Here is a 23,751-nt window from a genome sequence, read left to right as displayed (position 1 = left end):
TGGGTACTCGTTGCAACAGATACAGGGGCGTCGCCAAGCGGTAAGGCAGCAGGTTTTGATCCTGCCATGCGTTGGTTCGAATCCAGCCGCCCCTGCCATTTTCTAATACTCATCCAGGTTACCCTCAGCCTCTAGGTACTGCGCGTGTCCAAGATGATGGTCTTTACGGGGAATGCCAACCCCGATCTGGCTCGACGTGTCGTACGTCAGCTGCATATCCCTCTCGGTGACATCTCTGTCGGTAAGTTCTCCGACGGCGAAATTACAGCCGAGATCAATGAAAACGTCCGCGGTAAAGATGTCTTCATTATTCAGCCGACCTGCGCTCCGACCAACGATAACCTGATGGAACTCGTCGTGATGGCTGATGCCTTCCGCCGCTCCTCAGCGACTCGAATCACAGCTGTAATCCCTTACTTTGGTTATGCCCGTCAGGATCGCCGTCCGCGTTCCGCACGTGTGGCTATCAGCGCGAAAGTCGTTGCTGACATGCTGACCGTGGTAGGCATCGACCGTGTTCTCACGGTTGACCTGCACGCTGACCAAATTCAGGGGTTCTTCGATATCCCGGTAGATAACATCTACGGCTCCCCAGTATTGGTGGATGACATCGAAGACCAGCGCTTTGAAAACCTGATGATCGTGTCCCCGGACATTGGTGGCGTCGTGCGTGCACGGGCCGTTGCCAAATCCCTGGGCGTTGACCTCGGGATCATCGACAAACGCCGTGAGAAAGCCAATCACTCTGAAGTGATGCATATCATCGGTGATGTCGAAGGGCGTACCTGTATTCTGGTTGATGACATGGTCGACACCGCCGGCACACTGTGCCACGCGGCGAAAGCCCTGAAAGAGCACGGTGCCGCAAAAGTCTTCGCCTACTGCACACACCCTGTGCTGTCGGGCCGAGCGATCGAGAACATCGAGAACTCCATGCTGGACGAACTGGTGGTGACTAACACCATCCCGTTGTCCGCAGCAGCTCAAGCCTGTTCGCGTATCCGTCAACTGGATATCGCACCGGTAGTTGCCGAGGCGGTTCGCCGCATCAGCAACGAAGAATCGATCAGCGCGATGTTCCGTTAAGGTTCACACCTTAGCGACCTCAACCTGACGAAAAGCGCCCCGCCCCAGCATACTGTTGGGGCGGGGCTTTTTTGCCCATATCGCCTTTAGCGCTGGTCGCAAACGCTGGGGCGAATGTGGTTATTTTGGAGATACAACATGAACGATTTTACTTTGAATGCTGAACTGCGTTCCGACCTGGGGAAAGGTGCGAGCCGCCGCCTGCGTCGTCTCGCAAGCCTGGTTCCAGCTGTAGTTTACGGTGGCGAAAAAGCCCCTGAATCCATCAGCATGCTGGCTAAAGAAATCGCCAAACTGCTCGAAAACGATGCTGCTTACAGCCACGTTATCGAACTGAACGTTGGCGGCACCAAGCAAAACGTGATCATCAAAGCTCTGCAACGTCACCCGGCCAAAGGCCACGTGCTGCACGCTGACTTTGTACGCGTTGTAGCCGGTCAGAAACTGACCGCTATCGTTCCAGTGCACTTCGTTGGCGAAGAAGCTCCGGTCAAGAAAGGCGGCGAGATCTCGCACGTCCTGAACGAAATCGAAGTGACCTGCCTGCCGAAAGACCTGCCTGAGTTCATCGAAGTCGACCTGTCGGCTCTGGAAATCGGCGCCATCGTTCACCTGTCCGACCTCAAGGCCCCTAAAGGCGTTGAATTTGTCGCACTGGCTCACGGTGATGACAAAGCTGTTGCCAACGTTCACGCTCCACGCGTTGCTCCAGAAGCTGAAGAAGAAGGCGCTGCAGAGTAATTCACTCTGTATTGCCGGAGCTTGAGGAAACATCGCGGACCGAAACGTAGCGAGAAAGCGGGCGATAACGCGGCGTTTACTCTTGAGTAAATGATCTCTTGTCGTCCACTTTCGCCGCACGCAGGTTGCGGCGATGTTATCCACAACTCCAAAGGAAGGGCCCCTGTCGTGACTGCCATTAAACTGATCGTTGGCCTGGGAAATCCAGGCGCCGAATACGAACAGACCCGGCATAACGCGGGGGCCCTTTTTGTTGAGCGTATCGCCCACGCCCAAGGCGTAAACCTTGTGGCCGATCGCAAATATTTTGGCCTGACCGGACGCTTTTCGCATCAAGGTCAGGATGTTCGTCTGCTGATTCCCACCACCTACATGAACCGCAGCGGCCAAGCCGTCGCGGCGCTTGCGGGCTTCTTCCGGATCAAACCCGAAGAAATCCTAGTGGCCCATGACGAACTGGACCTGCCACCCGGCGTTGCCAAACTCAAGTTAGGCGGCGGGCATGGCGGGCACAATGGCCTGCGCGACATCATCGCGCAGCTGGGCAATCAGAATAATTTTTACCGTCTGCGGCTCGGCATTGGCCACCCAGGCGTTGCCAGTATGGTTTCAAATTTCGTCCTGGGTCGTGCGCCACGCGCCGAACAGGAAAAACTCGATGCCAGCATCGACTTTGCCCTCGGCGTGCTGCCGGATATCTTCGCCGGTGAATGGAACCGTGCGATGAAAAACCTGCACAGCCAGAAGGCCTGACTCTTACCGAGGGGAAACACCATGGGATTCAATTGCGGCATCGTCGGCCTGCCCAACGTCGGCAAATCCACCCTGTTCAACGCCTTGACCAAGTCCGGTATTGCGGCGGAGAACTTCCCCTTCTGCACCATCGAACCCAACAGCGGTATCGTGGCCATGCCGGACCCGCGCTTGCAGGAGTTGGCGGCTATCGTCAATCCAAAGCGCATCCTGCCGACCACCATGGAATTCGTCGACATCGCAGGCCTGGTGGCCGGCGCGTCGAAAGGTGAAGGCCTGGGCAACAAGTTCCTGGCCAACATCCGTGAAACCGATGCCATCGCCCACGTGGTCCGCTGCTTTGAAGACGAGAACGTGATTCACGTCTCCAACAGCGTCGACCCGAAGCGCGACATCGAGATCATCGACCTGGAACTGATCTTCGCCGACCTCGACAGCTGCGAGAAACAACTGCAGAAAGTCGCGCGTAACGCCAAGGGCGGCGACAAGGATGCCGTGGTCCAGAAAGGCCTGCTGGAGCAATTGATCGCTCACTTCACCCTGGGCAAGCCAGCGCGCAGCCTGATGAAGAGCATGAATGCCGATGAAAAAGCAGTGATCAAAGGCTTCCACCTGCTGACCACCAAGCCGGTGATGTACATCGCCAACGTCGCTGAAGACGGCTTTGAGAACAACCCATTGCTCGACGTGGTCAAGGCCATCGCCGAGGAAGAAGGCGCGATCGTGGTGCCGGTGTGCAACAAGATCGAAGCCGAAATCGCCGAGCTGGATGACGGCGAAGAAAAAGACATGTTCCTCGAGGCGCTGGGCCTGGAAGAGCCTGGCTTGAACCGTGTGATCCGCGCCGGCTACGAAATGCTGCACCTGCAGACTTACTTCACCGCCGGTGTCGAAGAAGTCCGCGCCTGGACCGTCAAAGTCGGCGCCACCGCGCCACAGGCTGCCGGCGTGATCCACACCGACTTCGAAAAAGGCTTCATCCGCGCCGAAGTCATCGCCTACAACGACTTCATCCAGTACAAGGGTGAAGCCGGCACCAAGGAAGCCGGTAAGTGGCGCCTTGAAGGCAAGGAATACATCGTCAAAGATGGCGACGTCATGCACTTCCGTTTCAACGTATAAGTAAACCTTGCGGTCATTGCCGCAAACAAAAAGCCGATGCACTGCATCGGTTTTTTTGTGCGCGACTACTTATGGACGTTCATCCGAACACTCCGAAACTTAAGATTCCTCCTATTAACTCTCAATATTTTACTGACTACACCTCCAAGCAAAATACCCCCCAAACCTATCTCATTTCTCCTACGCCTTGCGCGTAAGTTCCTACTTCAGAACAACAATAAAAAAACTATAATTTGCGACCTGCTGGCCTTTGCCTGTCGACCGTTGCCTGAATGATGCACAGTGATAATGGAGCACTTACTTGATGTCGGATGCCTACCATAGGGAAGTTGAAACAGACATCTCAATCAGTGACACCTCAGGTATTGAAAACACCCTTAACAGTACAGCGTCACTCAATATCGACATTCTGCTATTAGGGGAAACCGGCACAGGGAAAGACACCTTGGCCCAACGGGTCCATCGCTTGTCGGGGCGGCGCGGTAACTTCATTGCCGTGAACTGTGCCGCTATTCCGGAAAGCCTCGCGGAGAGCCAATTGTTCGGGGTCAACAGTGGCGCCTTTACCGGGGCCATGCAATCGCGGGCCGGCTTTGTCGAGGCGGCTCACCTGGGCACCTTGTACCTCGATGAGGTCGACAGCATGCCATTGAGCCTGCAGGCCAAACTGCTGCGGGTGCTGGAGTCGCGGGGCGTGGAGCGGCTGGGTTCAACCCGCTTCATCCCGGTGGACATGCGCGTCATTGCCTCGGCACAGCAGTCACTGCACCACATGGTTGAATCAGGCACCTTCAGGCGTGACCTGTACTTTCGCCTGAATGTCGTCAGCCTCGAACTTCCGGCCTTGCGGCACCAGCGGGAACGCATCATTCCGCTGTTCATGAAGATGGTCCGGGAAGAAGCCGAGCACTTCAAATGCCCCGCTCCGACGGTTCCCGGCCAGCTGTTGCAACAACTGCTGTGCCACGCCTGGCTAGGCAATATTCGCGAATTACGTTCGTCCGCCAAGCGGTTCGTGCTGGGCCTGCCAGCGTTCTCCACGCCCATGAGCAACCCGCACGATGGCGAACTGAGCCTGAAGGAACGCCTGCAACAAATCGAAAAAGCACTGATTGAAGAGTCGTTGCGCCGCAATGATCATTGCGTGGATATCACCGCAATTGAATTAGGCGTCGCCAAACGCACGCTCTACCACCGAATTAAACAACTCGACCTATAACCGAATGGTGTAGTTCGGCGCATTGTGGCAGAACTTAGCCATTCGCACCCGCCTGGGCACTTTAGCGCATGCGCACAATTAAGCATTACAACAATGACTTCACAAAAAACCGCACTAGAAATAATTTTAAACATATAAATACTGGAACGCTTTATTTCCCTCCACCACTTATAAGTGGGTGACTTCACAGCCACTCAACACGTGACGGTAGCTAACACTCGCTATCAGACTTCATTTGAAATCAAGAAGGTGATCTATGTCCTCAATCTCAGGTATTGGTGGTTCCAGCGCGGGTAACCAGGCGCAACTGGACGCAATCAACGCAGATAAAGAAAGGAAAGTCGTCGAAGAGGCCAAGAAGACTGCTGAACAAGAACTGACTACCGCGAAAGCGGGTCGCATTAAGTCTTTGCGATTCGCGTAAGTCAGACTGACCTCCTCTGCCCCGGTCGAGGAGGTTTTTCATCGTCACGAGGCACGTAACACTCGATACGTTCGATGGAGGTTCACATGTACATCACCACCCCAGGGCAACCGGAAAACAGCAGTATCCTCTCTCAAGCCGAGGCGCCTGGCGCGATCAACCGGGCGTCTGACATCAACTTTTTCAACGCCCAACTCAGCCAGACCGAGCCGCCCGTGAAAGGCATCGTGCCTGCGGTGGCGTCCACCGCTCAGGCCTGGAGCGCGACAGCGTCGGACACTTTATCCAGACGCGTATCCAAAGGCTTTCGTGACGCGAGCCTGAACAAAAAGACCAAGGACGCGAACGAGTTCCCCCAGTCGCTCGCCGAAGCGCATATCGACGTGATGTCACGCGTCAAGGTCATCGGCGCCGTCGCGAAAGGCGTCGACAAAATTTCAAGCATGGGATAGCTGCATGTACCGCCGCCTAACCGCCCCATTCTTGTTTTCATTAGCGTTGATGCTGTCCGGTTGTGGTGACAGCGTAGAGCTGCATCGCAATATTTCTGAGCAGGAAGCCAACGAAGTCATCGCGGAGCTGGCAGACAAGCAAATCCGGGCTCAGAAGGTGCCAGGCAAAGACGGTGTCGCTGTTCGGGTCAAGGCCAGTGACATCAGCCGAGCTGTGCGTACCCTGGACGCGGCGGGGCTGCCCAAAACGGCCCGGTCGACGCTGGGGGATATCTTTCGCAAGGAAGGCGTCATCTCCACCCCGCTGGAAGAGCGCGCACGCTACATCTACGCGCTGTCCCAGGAGCTGGAATCGACCTTATCCAACATAGACGGGGTGATCGTCGCGCGTGTGCATGTGGTACTGCCTGAGCGCGTCGCGCCGGGCGAGCCGGTACAGCCGGCCTCCGCCTCGGTCTTCATCAAGCACGACCCGCGACTGGACCCGGACAATATCAATCCGCGCGTGCGCAGACTGGTGGCCAGCAGCATCCCAGGCATGGCCTCGGCCATAGACAACACGACAAAACTGACCGTCATTTTTGTACCGGCCACCGCCTACACCGAGCAGCAACAACTGACCTACCTCGGCCCTTTTCTGGTGCCCGAGCAAGACCTTGGTTTCTGGCGCGCCAGCCTGATTGCGCCGCTGATCATCGCTCTGTCAGGAGGCATCGCCTGGCTGTTCTGGCGCCGCAGGAAAGTCTCCACACTCACACCCGAAAGCACGCCGGCACACGCCCATGAGTGACGACCTCAGCTGGGTAAAATGGTGGGCGTTCCCATGGAAAAACGCCCACATCGACTGGCTCACGCAAACGGGGTTTGTGGAAACCGCAGCGCTTTCACGCGCCTATCATCGCCGCGTGAGCAGCCTGTTCGGCATCGCGCCCGAGCTTGCCCCTCCCACGTCTCCAGCCCTCCTCCAATGGGTGTTGAGCAGCGCGCAACAACGCGACCTCGCACTGACACTGGTGAATGAGGTGTACAACGCGCCCCACGACAGCCGGTTGAATCAAGAGCAGCTGCTGTGGTGCCAGCGCCTGGCCAAGGCACTGCCCACGGGCTCAGCACCGGTGAACGTCGACGACCCATTGCACTACCTGCGCGCGTGGGTCGCTCCCAATGTCTGGCAGCGGCTACGCCTGAATTTTGCCCGCCCAAGGGTGCTGGCGTTGGAGCAGCATCCTCGCCTGGCGGACACGCACGGCCGGCTGGATACCCTGTGGAAAGCCACGATCTGGCGCGCAACCTCCACCGCTGTCGATGACGCGCCGCCCGCCCCTCGCGAGAAACCCGACCATGTTTTGCGCCCACACGATTGAGCTGAACACCCCCGCCCACGCACTGCCCACGGCCCTGATCCCCAGGGAAATGCTGTCTGACTACACCCAGGCCCGTCAGCTGTTGGAACACGCAGAAACTCAAGCGCAGACGCGCATCAGCCAGGCCCAGGCCCAATGCGAAAAAATACTCGAACGTGCCAGCGATGAGTTCTGGCAACGCGCCAATGCCCAGCTGCACCGCTGGGAGTCAGAGCGCCAGGCAATGCTGGCGAGTTTGGAGCAGGTCGCAAGCTCAGTCATCAACGCGGCCATTCAAACCCTGCTGGAGGAGACTGTGCCCGTTCAACGCCTCACGACACTGCTCAACAAACTGCTGGAGGCGCAACTGCCCACCGTTGAGGCGCACCTGGTGTGCAACCCGCAGGACCGTGAACACGTCGAGCTATGGCTCAACCTTCACAGCAGTGTGCCCTGGACGCTTCGGGTCGAAGACGGGATCGCCGCCCAGTCGCTGCTGCTTGAGACAGAAGATGGCGGGTTTCATATCAACTGGGCGCATGCCCTCGACAACCTGGTGGCGATTCCACCCTTGGCCAAATCAAGTGACACCTTTGCTGGGTAAACCCTGTTCTTTTTAACCACACAGGCCTGTTGTTGGAACTGGTGAGCAATCTGCCGCCACACAGGGATACACACCCACTGGAGATAACGCCATGAATACTGACTCACGCGTACTCAGCAGTCTCTACAGGCAGCAATCCCAAGCCGAAAAAAACCTCGACCAGATCAGCGCCGACATTCCGTACAGCGAAGCAAGCGAAGACAGCGCGCGGCTCTTCGAACAACTCATTGAGGAAAAGTCCGCCCTGGTTAACAACTTTGCCGTGAGTTCGACCTACCTCAGCTACAAACACGAGACGGTTAAATCGGCCATCAATGTCGTTTAGTGGCTGGCGGCAAACGCTGACTGTTGGCTTGGGCGGTCGTGAACAGAATAGGCGGCGGCTTGAACCGCAAGTCAGCACTTGCCCAGGTTCGCGCCACGCGCCATCTCCGGTGGGTGCAATGCCTGCCACTTGATTGCAAACCCTTGAAGTACCTCTCAACCAACGTGACACCTGGCGCGGCGCAACGGCGCGCCTGACAACGGCTGGGCGCAAATCCGGCCCACTTCATTACGACGCTTTCGCACTGAAACAGAGAACCTGTCATGTATAGCAAGATCAACAAGCACACCGGCTTGCGTTTAAACTCGCCCGCGGCTCTGGCAAAACGCGCCCACTGGCGTTGTTTGCTTGCGCTGCCCTTGTTGTTGGCGCCGTTGCACAGCCCCCTCGCCGCCATCCCCTCCGAATGGAAAAACACCGCCTACGCCTATGAAGCCGAGCATAAGCCCCTGCGGGATGTGCTGGAGGACTTTGCTCAAACGTTTGGCACGCAACTGCAAGTCGACGGTCTGCTGGAGGGCATCGTAAATGGCAAGATACGCGCCAATACCCCGCAGTCGTTACTCGACAGGCTGGGCGTTGAACACCGCTTTCAATGGTACTTGTACAACAACACCCTCTATATCAGCACCCTGGACCTGCAAGAGTCCGCGCGCCTGGAGGTTTCTTCCGAGACCGTCGCTGACCTCAAACGGGCCTTGACCGATATCGGCTTGCTCGACAGTCGTTTCGGCTGGGGTGAACTGCCCGATGACGGCGTGGTGCTGGTCTCTGGCCCCAAGCGCTACATCGAACAGATCAAGCAATTCAGCAGCCAGCGTAAGTCACCCGACGAAAAACAAAGCGTACTCAGCTACCCCCTGAAATTCGCCAACGCGGGAGATCGCCAGATCGACTACCGCGGCGAAAAAATAGTCATCCCTGGCGTTGCCAGCATGCTGCGGGGCTTATTGGAGCCTCGGGCGACGTCATCCCTGTCGACGCTTTCCCCGCGCCCCTCCTCGCAGCCCTCGCCCATCACGCCGAACGTTCCCCGGTTGAGCAATCCCATGCTCGGGCAAATGTTCGGCCAGACAGCGGACCCAGGCCAGTTGGCCTCTGGCGCCACGCTCACCCCGCGCGCGCCGGTGTCGGCAGGCAAAATCCGCGTAGAGGCCGACGTGCGCAACAACGCCGTGCTGATCTACGACCTCCCGGAACGGCAGGCCATGTACCGAGAGCTGATTACCCAGCTCGATGTGGCGCGCAAAATGGTGGAAATCGACGCAATCATCCTCGACATAGAGCGCTCCCAACTGCGCGAATTCGGGGTCAACTGGGGTAACAGCCATTTCAGCAGCGACATGAGAATGGCGCCTGGGAGTTCATCGCAGCTGTCGATCGAAAACCGTGACCGCTTCTTTGCCAAGATACGCGCCCTGGAGCAGCGCGGCCTGGCAACCATGGTGTCCAACCCTTCGGTGCTTACCCTGGAAAACCAGCCCTCGGTGATTGACTTCAACCGCACCCAATACCTGACCGCAGGCACGGAGGTGGCGACGATCCTGCCGATTACGGTAGGTACCAGCCTGCAAGTGATCCCCAGGGTGATTACCACCCGTGGCACTCATCAGGTGCACCTCATGGTGGATATCGAGGACGGCAACTTCGATGAATCCAACCCGGATCGCATCGGCCCCGACGTGCGCCGGGGCAATGTCAGCACCCAGGCGGTGATGGCGGAAAAACGCTCGCTGGTGGTCGGTGGTTTTCATGTCACCGAAAGCACCGACAAGCGCAACAAGGTTCCCCTGCTGGGCGACATACCGCTGCTGGGCAAGGCGCTGTTTTCCTCCAGCGAACGCCAGAACAATCGCCGCGAACGCTTGTTCATCCTGACGCCACGCGTCATCGGCGATCAGGCGGACCCTTCACGGTATTTGCCGCAGGAAGATCAAGTGGAGTTGCAGGCCGCGCTCAAGCCCCTGGCCAGGCGTTACGCCGAACACCCGCCGGTCATCAAGCGCAGTGACATCACCAGCACTCTGGCCAATCTGGTGACCGGGCAAGTGCCCCTGGCCTTCAAGGCAGCACCGATGCCATTGGGCCTGGACACCCTGTGCAACACCCGCGGTCTACTGGCCATGAACACCGAGCGCAGCCAGTGGTACGCCGGCCCGCAGTTCAATGTGGCGGTGGTGGTGGTGCGCAATCAGATCAAGCGCAATGTGCGCATCGACGAAAAGGAGTGCAGCAATTCGCAGACCCTGGCCGTCACGGTATGGCCACGCGCCTGGCTCAAACCGGGTGAAGAAGCCGAGGTCTTTATCGCCATGCGCCCGGTGGTGAAGGATGAACACATCGGCGTGCCCCGCCCTTCCTTGATCACGCCCACTCAGAAGAAGGTCGCCCCATGAAACGCCACCTGTTGTGCATCACCCTGATCGGCACCGTGCTGCTCATCGCCGGCTGCGTTCCCACGTGCAAAGGCGACTCTTGCTCACGCCCGCAATCGACCAAAGACACCTTGGTAATCTGGTGGCCACCGCAGATGCGCGTCGAGCCCGGCCCTTCCGGAGAGCGCGCGGATTACCAGACAATTTCGCTGGAACGCTGAGTGTTCCGCGATCAACGCCGGCTGTTGTCGGGCCGTCAGGTGAGCAGCGCGGCGGCTCACCTGGCCCTGGCTTCGCGGAGGTTCGGTGCGCTGATCAGCGCACCTCCAGCGCCGGCAACTCCAGGGTTTCGCGCTTGGCCTCATCATCCAGCTCACGCAACGTGCGATAGATCAGCGCCACGGCCTGCAGGGTGTCGCGGGGGATGCTCGCGCCCAGTTTGTTCGTGTAGAGCGTGCGCGCCAGCCACACGCACTGAATCACCGGCACCTCAGCGGCCTTGGCTTGTTGGATCAAGTCGCGCGCCGCGTCATCCGTGCCTTTGCACACCAGCATGGGCAGCGGCGTCTCACCCGGGCGGTAATACAGCGCCACGGCAAAATGCGTCGGGTTGACCACCAGCATATCGGCCTCTTCCAGCTTGGGCAGCTTGACCTTCGGTTCCTCCTGGGCCAGCTGCTGGGCAAGCGAACGGCGCTGCCCCTTCACATGCGGGTCACCCTCCATGTCTTTGTACTCTTTGACGACCTCGACCTGGGTCATGCGCATGCGCTTGGCGAAGAAGTGTTTTTGCAACGCCAGGTCGATCAGCGCCAGCACCAGCAAAAGCCCCAGGCAGGCATGCAACAAGTGGCGGAACAGAACGATCAACGCCAGGATGTACGTTTGCAGGTCACTGCTGGCCAGGTTAATCAGCGCGCCCAAAGACGGCTTGATCACCACGTACAAAATCACGCCCAGTAGCACTGCCTTGGTGATGCTCATCAACAAATTCATGACCGATTGCGCAGAAAACATCTGCTTGAGCTGCTTGAGGGGGTTGAGCCGATTGAAATCGAGCTTCAAGGTCTCGGGAGCAAACAGAAACCCGAACTGCATCCAACTGCTGATCAGCTTCGCGGCAACGGCCAATCCGGCCATCAACAGGGCGAACGCGAAAAACATCATCGCGCCTTCAAACAGCACCGTCTCCAGCGCCCGCGTGAACGGCTGAGCCATACTCGACATTGGCAACACCATCAGTTGCTGAAAGCGCTGCAAACTGGTTTCGGCGGTGAACAACGCCACCTCGCTGATGGCCGTCAACGCCAGCAGCTTGCTGACATCCTGGCTTTGGGAAACCTGGCCCTTCTTGCGCTGATCGCGCAGTTTCTTGGCTGAGGCCGGGTGCTTCTTTTCACCGGAGTCACTCATGGCGTCGAGACCTGGAACATCAGCCCGAGCGAGTGTTTAAGATCGCCGAGCACATTCAAGCGTCCGACGATCAGGTCCTGCAGCAACGCAAAGTACAGCAACAGAATCCCGATACCCGCCAGGCATTTGACCGGCGGCGCCAGCGTGCTCACCTGCAACTGCTGGCTGTAGACCCCCAACAGCGCGATGCCGAACTCCAGAAACATCAGCACCGCAATGAACGGCGCAGCGTAGAGCATCATGTGGGTAAAGGTATCGCCGACCAGGCCCAGGAAAATACTGAAACCATTGACTGCCGGCAGCGGCACCCAAGCGGTGGCCGGCCATAGCAGGTAACTGTCCCAGATCACTTGGGTAAGCACGCTCAAGCCCAGGACGGCGATCAGCAAGTAAATCACCAGCTGTTTGAACAGATGCCCCACGGGCGTTGCATCCGGCCCCAATGACGGGTTGAGCTGGCCACCCGCCAGGGCGCCACGCTGGTTATCCAGCAGCGCGCCAACCGACTCGAACATCCAGAAAGGCATGGCCAGCAAAACCCCGAGCAAAATGCCCAGGGTGACCTCCTTGAGCATCAGCCCGATGATCATCAGCGCCGAATAGTCCTGGCCCGCCAGTACCGCATGGATGCCGGGAGCCGGAATGAACGCCATGACCATCACGATTACATGCCGGGGCATGCCGCGCAGATGCTGGAAACAGAACGCCGGCACCAGGATCGCGCAGGGATAGATACGCGCCATGGCCACCAGCAGGCTGGGTAGATATTCAAGATAAAGCAGCACGTGCATGCCCTCAGTTCAGTGCCGAGCGAGCGATCATGTCGAACATCAGGTTGATCAGTTGAATCAGCTCCACGCCAATCCAGCGCCCCGTCAATATCAGCGTGATGCCCACCGCAACCAGCTTGATGCCAAAGGGCAGGGTCTGATCCTGTATCTGCATCAGCGCTTGCACCAACGACGTCAGCACGCCGACGATCACCGCCACAATCAGCGGCGGTGCCGACAACACCACCACCAGCAGCATGCCCTGCTTGAACAGTACGATCGGTTCCATGGGGCACTCAAAGGTAGGAAAGGAAAAGGCTGTCGAGCAATCGCGACCATCCGGAGACCATGACGAACAACAGCAGTTTGAGCGGCAGGGAAATGGTCATGGGCGAGACCATCTGCATCCCCAGCGCCAACAGCAGGTTGGACACAATCAGATCGATGACGATGAACGGAATGTAGATGAGGAAGCCGATCTCGAACCCGGCCTGCAACTGCGACAGCACAAAGGAGGGGACCAACAGGATCAGGTCATCGCGCTGGGTGCTTTGCGCCATTTCAGGCGGCCACATGCGCGCGGTGTTTTCGTGCATGTGGGTCAACACATCCGGATCGGTGTTGCGTTTCATAAACGCGCGCAGCGGCTGTATGGCCACAAGACCCGTCTGTTGAAGGGTCTGCACGGTGCTCATGTCCAGGGGCGCGCCCTTGAGGTTTTCGGCGACCTGGTAACCCACCGGGGCCATGATAAACAGCGTAGCGGCCAACGCGATGCCATTGATCGCCATGCTCGGGGGCACCTGCTGCACGCCGATAGCGTTGCGGGTAATCATCAGCACAATGACGATCTTCAAGAACGCGGTGCAGATGATCAACAGCATCGGCAGCAACGACAACGCCCCGAAAAACAGCGCCAGGACAACCGGGTCGACGCCCTGGAATATCATCGCGAAAACACCACGCGAGACACTTGCAAGCCAAGTCGCCCATCCACTTCCACCAGTTGCCCCTGGCCAATGGGCCGCTCGCCGTAATACAGGCCGGCCATGCCCGGGGCGTACCCGGTAATGCCCAGCACCGCTCCGGGAGCAAGATTGCGCAGTTCGCCCAGGGTCAGGCTCAGGACACCACAGCGCACCGTCAGCGCCATACTCAATTCATCAAAGGGCTCACGGCCAAAGATATCCTCCACCGGCTGATCCTGTTCAGGCCCCGGGTATTCTTCTATTACAAAGTTCTCGTCCATGGACGCTTCCTCAATCGCAATAAGGTTCAGGCACAACGGCCCGGATTCATCGTCAATACGCCCTTGCAGACGGCGACGCCCGATCGGCAAGTGGCCACGGCCCTGCACATCAAAAAAGGCGTGTTCAAGCATCAGCACGTCACCCGCACGCACGCTGCGCAACTGCCCGACAGGCAAGCTCAAACGGCCCACGGTCACGGCGATTGCCAAGGGAAACGATGCGGGTAATGAGCTGGCCGTGGACCGCCAAGCGCCCGCCGCACACATCGCCAGCAAGCTCTGCGGGGCCAGCCACAGGTAACCGTCGACCTTGGAGGCTCCCAACAGCACGGTGAAGCGGCAACCAAAGCCCGGCGTTTTGGGTGCAGGCAGCAAGCGCAGATAACCGAACAACGCCACCACTTGGGGGCTGAGGTGATGCTGGAACAATTCCCAGAACCACGACGTCGAGTCATTGCTGGCTTCTGCCAGGGTGACCGGGCATTCGCCCATCAGGCTGAACATCGCCTCGGGTTCCGAGAACCCCAGCACACCGACGGCACTCTCGAAACACACCGGGCTTCGCCCTTCAGGCGCGCGGCCGGGCTCGAGCACAAACGCGCCCTGCTGATCACCAACCTGAAACGGCATGCGTAATCCGCGTCCCAGCCGCTGCAACGCCGCAACCCTTGCCGCCTCAACCAGGGGCGGTGTCACCGCCAACATGATCATGCGGACCCCGTGCTGTTGATGTGGATATCGACAGGCTGGCCCAACGCCTCGGACAGCCTGTTCTGATAGCGTTTTTGCACCGTGGCGAGCCAATGCGCCGTGCGCGGTTCTTCGGCGTCCAACTCAATGTTCCACGCGCCCGACTGCCGCTGCACACTGGCGTTGATTCGCCCCAGCCGTGGCAGGTAAAGCACCGCCAGCAACGGCCATTGCGTGGCGCCTTGAACGCGAAGCGCCAACTGCCCCGCCAATGCCTCAATCATCAATTTATCCGTCGCCACACGTTGCGCAGGCAGGCTGGAAACGTAACCGCCCTGGCCGTCGTCCTTGGCAAACAGTTGCGCGAATACCTGCACATGAACCCACGGCACCACGGCCTCAACGCCTCTCTCACGGTCTTCCCTGGGCTCGCGAATGCGCGGCCGCTCAGACCTGCTCACAGGCAATCGTTTCATGACGCTCCTGCACCAGTAACTGGGATAATTCCGAGAGTTTTTCGACCTCGCGCAAATACTGGCTGGCCTGCTTTTGCATGCTGTCGATATGCACCACTTGCTGTTCCTGCTGCCCCTGTAACGCCTGTAACTGCGCCTCTTCACGCTGCGTGCTGGCGGACAATGAGCGCTCCTGGGTATTCCACGACTTGAGCTCCTGAAACGAGAGCACGTGCCCTTGATGCTTGCTCAATAGCTGCGCCGCTTCCTCGGCCTCCTGCAGGCGAGTGTCCTCAAGGCGCTGCTGCGCTTGCTCAACGTGCAACTGCAGTGCGCGCTGATGCCTTTTAGCCTCACCCAATGCGCGCTCGGCCCGGTCCGCGCGGTGTTTGCGCAGACGCCTCAGGGTTTCCAATTCAGAAAGGAACATAGGCGGTCAGCTCCGTCAGCTGATCCAGGGTCGCCGCCATCGGTGAAGGCTCACGCAAGTCCTGGCGCAAAAAGCCATCCACCGCGGCACGGCTGTCCACCGCCAGGTCGGTCAGGGCATCATTGCCGGCCTGGTATTCACCCAGTTTGAGCATCAGTTCGATCTGCTGATACGCCGACAACAAACGGCGCAGCCCGGTCCCCGCCTGGATGTGCTCAGGCGTGGCGACATTGCTCAGAATTCGCGACAGGCTGGCCAGCACATCGACCGCCGGGTAGTGACCGCGCTCGGCCAGCTTGCGCGACAGCACAATATGGCCGTCCAGCAGCGAGCGAACCTCGTCGGCCACGGGGTCACTCATGGAGTCCTGTTCGATCAGTACGGTGTAGATTGCGGTGATGACGCCGTCGCGGGTCAACCCGGCGCGTTCCACCAAACGCGGCAGCAAGCTGTACACCGAAGGCGGCAAGCCCCCGCGCCCCAAGGGCTCGCCGGCGGCCAGGCCGATTTCTCGCTGCGCGCGGGCGAAACGCGTCAAGGAGTCGATCAGCAGCAACACCCGCTTGCCTTGGCGTCGATAGCCCTCAGCCAGCGCCGTTGCGGTGAACGCTGCGCGGGCGCGCTCCATGCTTGAGCGGTCGGATGTCGCGCACACCAGCACGGCCTTGGCGCGCAATTGATCATCCAGTTCATGGTCGAGAAATTCGCGCAGTTCCCGGCCGCGCTCACCGATCAGGCCGAACACAATCACATCGCACTCGACATTACGGGCAATCTCCGCCAGCAACGTGGTCTTGCCACAGCCAGCACCGGCAAACAGGCCCACGCGCTGGCCTTCGCCAAGCGTCAACAGACCATCGATCGAGCGCACCCCGGTCGCCAGGGCCCGATGGATCCTCGGCCGTTCGGTCGGCAACGGCGCCTCACACAGCACCATGCTCGCATCCGGGCTGTCGGACTCGGCGAAGGCATTGGGGCCAACGCCCGTGATCGGCCGGCCGAACCCATCCAGCACCTGGCCGAGCAACGCATCACTGACGCGCACTCGATGCGAGACACCCAGACGCTGCACACTGGCGCCCACGCGCACCCCTTCAAGGTTGCCCAAGGCACTGAGCACGGCATCCTGCTGATCGAAGCCGATGATTTCCGCCAGCATGTAGTCGTCGGCAGATTTCTCGACCTGGCACAAGTCGCCAATACGCGCGCTCGGCAACCGGCATTGCAACAACATGCCGTTGACGCGCTGAACCCGACCGCGCAGGGTCACCGGCATCAGGTTGGCCAGCGCCTGGGCCTGACGCTGCTGCCAGGCATCCAGACGTGCGTTCAGTTCTTCGTTCACCAGCGCACCTCATAACGCCGCGCACCATCGAACACCACTTTGCTGTTGTCGATCAGCACCAGGCGCAGGCCGTCCACTTCATCGCCGACAAACACCCGGCTGCCCCCTTCCAGGACGACATGGCCATTGGGGCCGCCGACGATCTGCACAATCTTGAATGGCAGCGCGCCGTCGCTGACACGCACACGGCTGATCACCGGCACCGCGCTGTCGAACAGCTCGACAAAACGGCTGAGCATGCGCGACACCAGCTCCACATCGTCCTGCGACACGTCGCCGTTGAGCGCGACCTGGCCATTGATCACTTGCAGGCTGACCCGTTGGCTCAATTCGCGTTCATTGAGCATCTTCAGCAACTGCTGGCGCACCTCAAACGGCGTCGCCAACTCGTGCTTGACCACCACAGGAGGCATCAATGAGGCCTGGGCCTCACGCTCACCCGTGGACGCGATGCCCACCACCACGACGATGATCGCAACCACCAGCGCCACGCTGATCAGGCGCTTTTGCTGCGCGTGCGAGATGGACGAAAGTTGCAGCGCCCGCGGCGCTTCAGGGGCCGGGGCCGCTGGGGCGGGCGCCTCGGGCCAGGGCTGATCGGCCCAGGTGACACACAGCCGCACAGCCCCGACTGAAAACGGTACGTTCAGCGCCAGGCTCGCAATCTGGGCCAGCACCTGCCCTTCATCACCGTGCAGCAGCCCGGCTTCGGCCTGCACTGACCAGTTTGCGTTGATCAGCCGCAACCGCGCGTGCTGCTCGGCGATGCCTGGATCATTCAGCATCAGGTCAGCGTCAGGGTGAGCGCCGATGCTCCACTGCTCGCCAAAAAGCGGCAACGCGGCGCCCTGGCGCAGACCATTGAGCACCCGTAACTCAAACATTATCGAGCGCTCCGACGCGTTGAAGCTGACTGGCGATTCATGCCAGCGCACCGCGCGCCAGCTCATCCTGGGTCAGGTCAAAACGCCCCAGCACTTTCACCTTGGAGGTGCTTCCCAACTCGGCGAAGGACAGCACCGGCACATGGTTGAACTCTTCCAGAAGCAGGGTGCGCAAGGGACTGCGCAGGTCTTGTGCCACCAACATCACACTTTTGCTTTTGGCGCGTAAGGTGAAGGCCTGGTTGAGAAGGTTGATCAACGCGGCGCTGCTTTCGTTATCAAGCGCAAAGAAAACCCCGGTCTGCGTCTGACGCAACGCCTCGCGCAGGATGTTTTCGGTATGGGGCGACAACAGCCAGGCGTGCAGGCCGTCTTCCTCGCTGTACTGGTGGAAAATCTGCGCCTTGAGGGCAATGCGCGCGTAGTCAGCCAGCGCTTCGGGCTCGCGCTCATGCTGACCGTACTCGATCAGCGACTCGACAATCAGCCGCACGGCACGCAGCGGCACGCCTTCGCTGGCCAGGCGTTGCAGGACCGCCGAAAACCGCGAGAGCGGCATGATGCGTTGCAGTTCCTGCACCAGTTCCGGCTGGTTGTGCTCAAGCCAACTGAGGATCGATTTACTCTCCTGGATCCCCAGGAACTGCGGCCCGCTGAGCATCATCGCTTGCCTCATGCGCTCGATGATCAGGCTCGTTGCGGTGAAGCGTTCCAGCTGCGGGTCATCGAGCAGCGGATCATCAGGCGCCAACCACACCCAATCCTGTTCATCGCGGTCGGCCTTGCCGGGTATTGCGTGCTCGGGTTCAACCGCCAGCGCCTTGCGGTCCACGGCCAAATGGTTAACGACCGAGGCCTTGACCATCGGCACTTCATGCACACAAAAGCGCATCTCATCGGCGGCCAGGGCGTCATCCAGTTCGACTTCAAACGGCGGCAAGGTCAAACCGATATTGGCCACCAGTGTGTTTCGGGCCTGGCGTATCCCGTGGATAAGCTCGGTGACCTCGGGGGTTCCGCGCAGAACCGGGGAAAACTGCAGCAAGTAAGGTCGCGACGGATCAAACCCGCGCAAGTCTTCATCACCGTTTTGCTCCGGGCGCACGGCGTCCGCGGCTTCGGCGGCGGGCTGTTCTTGTCGTTGACGCTGGCGCATCAAGTAATAACCCAGGCCGCCGGTGACCATCGAAATCAGGATAAACACCAGAGTGGGCATGCCAGGCACCGCTGCAAACGCAAGCATCCCCACCGACGCAATCATCCAGCTCTTGGGTTCGCTGGTCATTTGCCGGGCAATTTCGGCGCCCATGTTACTGATCCCCTTGCGCCCATCCGGAGCCACGCGGGTGATGATCATGCCGGCGGTCAGGGAGATCAGCAGCGCCGGAATCTGTGCAATCAGGCCGTCGCCGATGGTCAGCACCGAATACAGCCGTATCGACTCGGCGGCGCTCAAGTCGTGTTGAAACATGCCCGTGGTGAAACCACCCAACAGGTTGACCACAACGATGATCAAACCGGCGACGGCATCGCCCTTGACGAATTTCATCGCACCGTCCATGGCACCGAACAGCTGGCTCTCGCGGGACAACTGCTCACGTTTGTCCCGCGCTTGCGTGCCGTCGATCAGCCCGGCACGCAGGTCACTGTCGATGGACATCTGTTTACCCGGCATCGCATCCAGGCTGAACCGTGCCGCCACCTCGGCGACCCGTTCCGAACCCTTGGTGATGACCAGGAAGTTGACCAGGGTCAGGATCAGAAAGATCACCATCCCCACCGCCAGATTGCCGCCCACGACGAAGTTGCCGAAGGCCTCGACGATGTCACCGGCGTCCTGTTCCAGCAGAATCAAGCGCGTCGTGGCGATCGACAGCGCCAGACGGAACATGGTGGTCAGCAGCAAAATCGATGGGAACGACGAGAACGCCAAGGGGCCTGGCAAATACAGCGCGAGCACGATCAACAGACAGGATATGCAAATGTTGAGTGCGATCAGAATGTCCACCAGCCAGGTGGGCAACGGCACGATAAAAATAAACACGATGCCCAGGATCACCACTGCGCCCAGGACTTCGGCACGTTGTGCCATTTTGAGCAGTACAGCGTTGATGGCTGACAGTGCAGTCACGCCGACGCCCCCAGGTCGCCGGCAAACTTGATCGGGCCGCGCTCGATCCGCTCCAGTTCCCCCATCACGGCCAAAAAGCTGTCCAGCGCGCCCTGGCGGGTTCGACTGTCAGGCCACAAGGCCAAAGGCAACTGCCGGACCAGAGGGTAAAGCGCGTTGAGAACAATCACTTGCCGGGGGCTCGGGCCACTGCCCAGATCATGCCCAAGTCGCAGGATTTCGCCCGCATCGATGCCGCTGCCGGCATACCCCAGCAGGCGCTGCAAAAGACTGACGGCGTCGTAGCCGATGCCCAGGCGCTGGATCAACGCGTGGCAACCGGCCAACACGGTGCTCAGTTGCCCACAGCTTTGCAGGGCCAGCAACAACGTGCGCAATCGCGGCGTGGTCATTGACGAAACCAGGACCGCGATGTCGTCAGCCAAGGCTTTACGCATGCTGATGAGCCTGACGGAAAACGTATCGCCGCCGTATACGCCCAACAGCGCCTGCATCATCGTCGCCAGGGATTGGCGCGTGGCCACGCTGGCGTAATAAAGCGCGCGCAGCGCCTGGCGCTCCTGCGGATCACCACCGGCCTCCATCAACGCCGTGGCGAATTTGAGGCCCGCCTGGATCTCCCCTTTAAAGCCCACCGCCAGCATGCCAATAGCATCCCGCGCCAATGCAGCTTCGGTGGGGCGCACATCATTGTCCGCCTGGGCTTCCAGATGCTTGAGCACCACGTAGGCACGTGCGGGGTCGCCCTCGGCGAGCTCTACCAGCTTGTCGACACTGGGATGCTGCTGCAATTGCTGCCTGAACCGCCGCGAAATAGTCGCCAGGGACTCCTGAGCAGGATGGCCCAACTGCTCATAAAGTTGCGCAAGCTGTTCGGTGGGGGGCACGCGAATCGACACCGAGCGCTGAGCGCGGTTGTTGGCAATCACTTCCTGGTCGAAGAGCGAAGCAAGCTCATCAACCTTCGCGGGTGCGGGCGTGGAAACAGGCGCAACGGCGGATTGATCCAGGCGCTGGGCAGAGGGCGCATCTTTAGGGGATTCGACTTTCATAAGCATGCCAAGACGGGAAGAGTGTGTCCCTATGTGGCAATGCCTGCCGATACGGTTCCATCAGAACGCGGCTATCGAGACGTTTGACAAGACCGGCACAAAGCCTCGGCGCTTTTTGCAAACTACTGCGCAATACTTCTCCATTTCAAGATATTTACCCTTAATAATCAGCTAGTTACGAGATTTTTTCATTTGGCACACCCAGTGCTAAAGGGGTTTCCATCGAACTTATTTCGATAGCGTCTACCCTGAGGAAAAAAACGTGAATATCCCAATTGAAGCTTTAGCGCACCTGGTTGGCAGCTCGCCTCAATTCATGCTCCAACTGACGGACGACCAACAGAAAAAACTCCGGCGTTTTATTCATAAACGCGTACTCAACCCCGAAGATGCAGACGACATACTGCAACTGACTTACCTGGAAGCCTGGCGCAACAGGGAGCGCTTCAGTGGTCAGGCGAGCCTCAGTACCTGGATGTGCGGGATTGCTCAGAACCTGGTACGCAACCACTTCCGCCGCCTGTACGCCAAGCCTGTGCACTGCGAATTCGATGAATCGCTGTGGCATGGGCAGGAGGAAACCAAGAACCTGGATTGGCAGTTCGAGATCAACCGCCGACTGGAGAAAACCCTGACCGCCATCGACCACCTGCCCACAGAAATGCGCAAGACGTTGTACGCCTCACTGGAGACCGACGGCAGCTACCAGGACACCGCCGACGTGTTGGACATACCCATCGGCACCGTTCGCTCGCGCTTGTCACGCGCGCGCGAACACCTCAAGCGCGTCACGCATAACCCGTCGCAACCGTAAGGCCCTCTAGCGGGTAATCGTTGGGCGGCAGGGATATCTGCCCAACCGAATTTTGCTACTTTCATTCACCGCGACGCGTTCACCAACCGCCCGAACACCCCACTCCCTACCGACTGCCTCAGCGCCATAACCACCTCAGCGGCGAATACGCCCAGCCCTGCCTTTCCCACCTGATGCTCAGCGCTTGCGCTACCGTTCTCGACTGCGGCGCCCTCTTGCAGCGTCACGATCAACGCCCTAGGGCATCTGCAGAAAATCACCACGACCGTGATTGATCGCTTATTTGAAAGCCTGCGCCCACACACGGCCCGACAGGCGGACGAATGACAAGCCACTCGTCGCCAGAACTGACGATTCCGGTTAAACAATTGAAAGCGTAGAAAAAATTTCGATAAAAGTGCTTGACGCATTCCCGTTCTACGCGAATAATGCGCGCCACTTGGCTACATAGCTCAGTTGGTTAGAGCATAGCATTCATAATGCTGGGGTCCGGGGTTCAAGTCCCTGTGTAGCCACCAAGTACTAAAAACGGCTTACCGAAAGGTAGGCCGTTTTTTTATGCCTGAATAAAAGCCCTCAGGCATACTCGCCCCCAACCACAAGGAGGCGATTCGTGAACCCGCACTTCCCCACCCACGGCATTGCCACCGAACGGCTGATACTGCAAGCCGCCCAGCCGTCTCACGCTCAGGCCCTGCACACCTATCTGCTGCAAAACCGCGCTTACCTGCGACCCTGGGAGCCCACGCGCGACGATGACTTCTTTGCACTCGATGCCATCACCCAACGCCTCGAAACCATGGCCGAGAAAACCGCCAGCGGCGAAGCGCTGCACCTGCTGATACGGCGCGACGGTCAGATCATCGGCGCGTGCAATTTCACCAATATCGTGCGCGGTGCATTTCAAGCCTGCCACCTGGGCTACGCGCTGGATGAATCGGCTCAGGGCCAGGGGCTGATGCACGAAGCGCTGAAGGCTGCGATTGCCTATGTGTTCGATGCCATGAAACTGCATCGAATCATGGCCAACTACCGCCCCGAAAATGCACGCAGTGCACGCCTGCTGGAACGGCTGGGGTTTGAGCGCGAGGGTCAAGCGCGGGCTTATCTCAAGATTAACGGCGTGTGGGCGGACCACGTGCTGACGTCACTGATCAACCATGCGCAGAGCAACTGATGAGCCTCAGCGTATTCGCCATCATCCTCTTGGGCGCCGCGCTCCACGCCACCTGGAACGCCGTGGTCAAAGGCGGCGCCGACAAGCTGTTGACCACCTGCATGATCGCCTCCGTCGCCTCGTTGATCGCGTTGGCCGCCACCCCGTTTCTGGTGCTGCCGGCAAGAGAGAGCTGGCCGTTCATCGGCGCGTCGGTGATTCTCCAGGTGCTGTATTTCGTGCTGGTGGCCTCGACTTACCGCATTGCCGACATGAGCCAGACCTACCCGATCATGCGCGGCACAGCGCCGCTGCTGGTCGCGACGGTAAGCGTGTTTGTGTTGGCCGAGCCACTGTCGACATCCGCCTGGCTTGGCATTGCGGTGATCTCACTGGGCATTTTGAGCATGGCCCTGGCGCCTTCTTCAGGGCAAAGAAAAGGCCTGGTGCTGGCGCTGATCAACGCCGGCGTGATCGCCGGCTACACCCTTATCGATGGCCTGGGCGTGCGCAAATCCGGCGCGCCAGTGGCCTACACGCTGTGGATTTTCCTGCTGACCGGCGTCCCGCTGGCGACGTGGGCGTTAGCTTCCCGGCGCGCGCTGTTCTGTGATTACCTCGCGCGTAACTGGCGCTTGGGCCTCGTCGGCGGCGTGGGCACGATCGCCTCATATGGCCTGGCGCTATGGGCCATGACCGCAGCCCCCATCGCGACCGTTTCGGCCCTGCGCGAAACGTCGATCCTGTTTGGCGTGGTGATCTCGGCCTGGGTGCTTAAAGAGCGCCTGACGCGCGTGCGCATCGTGGCCGCGTGCGTGATTGCCGCCGGGGCGATGGTGCTGCGCCTGGGATGAGCAAGAAGCATGCGCTCAAAAAAACTCCGTATCTGTATTTTGACGCCTTAAAGACCCACTGTTA

At 59.4% G+C, this 23,751-nt stretch carries 26 protein-coding genes and 2 tRNA genes; 17 read left to right on the top strand and 11 right to left on the bottom strand.

The features are described from left to right. Window positions 1-23: 23 nt before the first annotated feature. The 13 genes from FPT15_RS25215 (at window position 24) to hrpT (ending at window position 10,665) form a co-directional block, all read left to right on the top strand. Window positions 24-98 (top strand) — tRNA-Gln (locus FPT15_RS25215). A gap of 46 nt (window positions 99-144) precedes the next feature. Then, the gene (locus FPT15_RS25210; protein ID WP_003208392.1) at window positions 145-1,086 is read left to right on the top strand and encodes a ribose-phosphate pyrophosphokinase; all 942 of its coding nucleotides are present in this window, start codon (window positions 145-147) and stop codon (window positions 1,084-1,086) included. Between the two features lie 138 nt (window positions 1,087-1,224). Beyond that, window positions 1,225-1,827: a 50S ribosomal protein L25/general stress protein Ctc gene (locus tag FPT15_RS25205; protein WP_106578554.1), complete on the top strand. Its 603-nt coding sequence runs from the start codon at window positions 1,225-1,227 to the stop codon at window positions 1,825-1,827. 168 nt (window positions 1,828-1,995) lie between these two features. Then, complete coding sequence (gene pth, locus FPT15_RS25200; protein WP_010213318.1) at window positions 1,996-2,580, top strand: aminoacyl-tRNA hydrolase; 585 nt, start codon at window positions 1,996-1,998, stop codon at window positions 2,578-2,580. Window positions 2,581-2,601: 21 nt separating this feature from the next. Further along, window positions 2,602-3,702 carry a redox-regulated ATPase YchF gene (gene ychF / locus FPT15_RS25195; protein ID WP_101266309.1) on the top strand — a complete coding sequence of 367 codons (1,101 nt, stop codon included), beginning with the start codon at window positions 2,602-2,604 and terminating at the stop codon, window positions 3,700-3,702. Window positions 3,703-4,006: 304 nt separating this feature from the next. Then, window positions 4,007-4,921, top strand: a complete 915-nt coding sequence (locus FPT15_RS25190) for a sigma 54-interacting transcriptional regulator (RefSeq protein WP_145165562.1) — start codon at window positions 4,007-4,009, stop codon at window positions 4,919-4,921. Window positions 4,922-5,431: 510 nt separating this feature from the next. Beyond that, window positions 5,432-5,797 (top strand): hypothetical protein, encoded by a 366-nt coding sequence (locus FPT15_RS25185; protein ID WP_145165560.1) that lies wholly within the window; start codon window positions 5,432-5,434, stop codon window positions 5,795-5,797. A gap of 4 nt (window positions 5,798-5,801) precedes the next feature. After that, window positions 5,802-6,587 (top strand): type III secretion system inner membrane ring lipoprotein SctJ, encoded by a 786-nt coding sequence (sctJ, locus tag FPT15_RS25180; protein WP_145165558.1) that lies wholly within the window; start codon window positions 5,802-5,804, stop codon window positions 6,585-6,587. Continuing rightward, on the top strand, window positions 6,580-7,161 hold the full coding sequence (locus FPT15_RS25175; protein ID WP_145165556.1) for a type III secretion protein: 582 nt from the start codon (window positions 6,580-6,582) through the stop codon (window positions 7,159-7,161). Before sctJ ends, FPT15_RS25175 begins: the two co-directional genes overlap by 8 nt. Continuing rightward, complete coding sequence (sctL, locus tag FPT15_RS25170) at window positions 7,139-7,744, top strand: type III secretion system stator protein SctL (RefSeq protein ID WP_145165554.1); 606 nt, start codon at window positions 7,139-7,141, stop codon at window positions 7,742-7,744. The genes FPT15_RS25175 and sctL overlap by 23 nt, the downstream gene beginning before the upstream one ends. Before the next feature lie 91 nt (window positions 7,745-7,835). Further along, window positions 7,836-8,069, top strand: coding sequence for a hypothetical protein (locus tag FPT15_RS25165; RefSeq protein WP_145165552.1), 234 nt, complete (start codon window positions 7,836-7,838; stop codon window positions 8,067-8,069). Window positions 8,070-8,332: 263 nt separating this feature from the next. Beyond that, window positions 8,333-10,465: a type III secretion system outer membrane ring subunit SctC gene (sctC, locus tag FPT15_RS25160; protein WP_145165550.1), complete on the top strand. Its 2,133-nt coding sequence runs from the start codon at window positions 8,333-8,335 to the stop codon at window positions 10,463-10,465. Further along, a complete protein-coding gene (gene hrpT / locus FPT15_RS25155) occupies window positions 10,462-10,665 on the top strand; it encodes an HrpT family type III secretion system protein (protein ID WP_145165548.1) in 204 nt (67 codons plus the stop codon). The genes sctC and hrpT overlap by 4 nt, the downstream gene beginning before the upstream one ends. A gap of 94 nt (window positions 10,666-10,759) precedes the next feature. Here the strand turns inward: hrpT and sctU are convergent, their stop codons facing one another. The 11 genes from sctU to FPT15_RS25100 are packed head-to-tail and all read right to left on the bottom strand — an operon-like array spanning window position 10,760 to window position 20,863. Next, the gene (gene sctU, locus FPT15_RS25150) at window positions 10,760-11,857 is read right to left on the bottom strand and encodes a type III secretion system export apparatus subunit SctU (RefSeq protein WP_145165546.1); all 1,098 of its coding nucleotides are present in this window, start codon (window positions 11,855-11,857) and stop codon (window positions 10,760-10,762) included. After that, on the bottom strand, window positions 11,854-12,642 hold the full coding sequence (sctT, locus tag FPT15_RS25145) for a type III secretion system export apparatus subunit SctT (protein ID WP_145165604.1): 789 nt from the start codon (window positions 12,640-12,642) through the stop codon (window positions 11,854-11,856). Before sctT ends, sctU begins: the two co-directional genes overlap by 4 nt. Before the next feature lie 10 nt (window positions 12,643-12,652). Further along, window positions 12,653-12,916, bottom strand: coding sequence for a type III secretion system export apparatus subunit SctS (sctS, locus tag FPT15_RS25140; protein ID WP_058411467.1), 264 nt, complete (start codon window positions 12,914-12,916; stop codon window positions 12,653-12,655). 7 nt (window positions 12,917-12,923) lie between these two features. Further along, a complete protein-coding gene (sctR, locus tag FPT15_RS25135) occupies window positions 12,924-13,577 on the bottom strand; it encodes a type III secretion system export apparatus subunit SctR (RefSeq protein WP_145165544.1) in 654 nt (217 codons plus the stop codon). Next, complete coding sequence (locus tag FPT15_RS25130) at window positions 13,574-14,587, bottom strand: FliM/FliN family flagellar motor switch protein (RefSeq protein ID WP_145165542.1); 1,014 nt, start codon at window positions 14,585-14,587, stop codon at window positions 13,574-13,576. Before FPT15_RS25130 ends, sctR begins: the two co-directional genes overlap by 4 nt. Continuing rightward, entirely contained in the window at window positions 14,584-15,042 is a 459-nt protein-coding gene (locus FPT15_RS25125) for a type III secretion system HrpP C-terminal domain-containing protein (protein ID WP_145165540.1), read from the bottom strand. The genes FPT15_RS25130 and FPT15_RS25125 overlap by 4 nt, the downstream gene beginning before the upstream one ends. After that, the gene (locus tag FPT15_RS25120) at window positions 15,014-15,451 is read right to left on the bottom strand and encodes a YscO family type III secretion system apparatus protein (RefSeq protein WP_106578541.1); all 438 of its coding nucleotides are present in this window, start codon (window positions 15,449-15,451) and stop codon (window positions 15,014-15,016) included. The genes FPT15_RS25125 and FPT15_RS25120 overlap by 29 nt, the downstream gene beginning before the upstream one ends. After that, window positions 15,438-16,796, bottom strand: a complete 1,359-nt coding sequence (locus FPT15_RS25115) for a FliI/YscN family ATPase (RefSeq protein ID WP_145165537.1) — start codon at window positions 16,794-16,796, stop codon at window positions 15,438-15,440. Before FPT15_RS25115 ends, FPT15_RS25120 begins: the two co-directional genes overlap by 14 nt. After that, the gene (locus tag FPT15_RS25110) at window positions 16,793-17,680 is read right to left on the bottom strand and encodes an FHA domain-containing protein (RefSeq protein ID WP_145165535.1); all 888 of its coding nucleotides are present in this window, start codon (window positions 17,678-17,680) and stop codon (window positions 16,793-16,795) included. The genes FPT15_RS25115 and FPT15_RS25110 overlap by 4 nt, the downstream gene beginning before the upstream one ends. A 37-nt stretch (window positions 17,681-17,717) precedes the next feature. Then, complete coding sequence (sctV, locus tag FPT15_RS25105) at window positions 17,718-19,811, bottom strand: type III secretion system export apparatus subunit SctV (protein ID WP_145165533.1); 2,094 nt, start codon at window positions 19,809-19,811, stop codon at window positions 17,718-17,720. Continuing rightward, window positions 19,808-20,863 (bottom strand): TyeA family type III secretion system gatekeeper subunit, encoded by a 1,056-nt coding sequence (locus tag FPT15_RS25100; protein WP_178119746.1) that lies wholly within the window; start codon window positions 20,861-20,863, stop codon window positions 19,808-19,810. Before FPT15_RS25100 ends, sctV begins: the two co-directional genes overlap by 4 nt. A gap of 262 nt (window positions 20,864-21,125) precedes the next feature. Here FPT15_RS25100 and FPT15_RS25095 point away from each other — a divergent pair, with 262 nt between their 5' ends. The 4 genes from FPT15_RS25095 (at window position 21,126) to FPT15_RS25080 (ending at window position 23,687) form a co-directional block, all read left to right on the top strand. After that, window positions 21,126-21,677: an RNA polymerase sigma factor gene (locus FPT15_RS25095; RefSeq protein WP_106578536.1), complete on the top strand. Its 552-nt coding sequence runs from the start codon at window positions 21,126-21,128 to the stop codon at window positions 21,675-21,677. Window positions 21,678-22,118: 441 nt separating this feature from the next. Further along, a tRNA-Met gene (locus FPT15_RS25090) sits at window positions 22,119-22,195 on the top strand. A 95-nt stretch (window positions 22,196-22,290) separates the two neighbouring features. Then, the gene (locus FPT15_RS25085; RefSeq protein WP_145165528.1) at window positions 22,291-22,854 is read left to right on the top strand and encodes a GNAT family N-acetyltransferase; all 564 of its coding nucleotides are present in this window, start codon (window positions 22,291-22,293) and stop codon (window positions 22,852-22,854) included. Then, window positions 22,854-23,687, top strand: a complete 834-nt coding sequence (locus tag FPT15_RS25080; protein WP_145165527.1) for an EamA family transporter — start codon at window positions 22,854-22,856, stop codon at window positions 23,685-23,687. The genes FPT15_RS25085 and FPT15_RS25080 overlap by 1 nt, the downstream gene beginning before the upstream one ends. Window positions 23,688-23,751: the final 64 nt, after the last annotated feature.

The organism is Pseudomonas sp. RGB, from assembly GCF_007713445.1.
Lineage (GTDB): Bacteria > Pseudomonadota > Gammaproteobacteria > Pseudomonadales > Pseudomonadaceae > Aquipseudomonas.
The sequence above is the reverse complement of the archived record's forward strand: the minus strand, read 5'-3'. Positions and strand labels throughout refer to the sequence as shown.